This window comes from Photobacterium sp. R1 (assembly GCF_054600795.1).
In genome coordinates this window covers 1-238 of sequence record NZ_BAAHZP010000948.1, presented here as the reverse complement: position 1 = coordinate 238, position 238 = coordinate 1, and the positions used below count along the sequence as shown (strand labels likewise).

General features: G+C 56.7%; 1 protein-coding gene. It reads left to right on the top strand.

Annotation, left to right across the window (positions count from 1 at the left end; all coding sequences use genetic code 11):
• On the top strand, nt 1–238 hold a 238-nt coding region (locus ACYP03_RS27875), incomplete at both ends, for a solute carrier family 23 protein (RefSeq protein WP_459782920.1).

Sequence of the window (238 nt, the reverse complement as noted above, 5' to 3'; positions counted from 1 at the left end):
CGCCATTACCTCACTGGAAGCCATTGGCGATATCACAGCCACCTCGGAAACGTCTGAACAACCCGTCAGTGGCCCTGTCTACCTCAAGCGCATCAAAGGCGGTGTTCTGGCCGACGGTATCAACTCGGCCCTAGCGGCAGTGCTGAACAGCTTTCCGAACTCCACCTTCAGCCAGAACAACGGCATTATCCAGCTGACCGGCGTTGCCAGCCGTTACATCGGCTATTTTGTTGCAGGC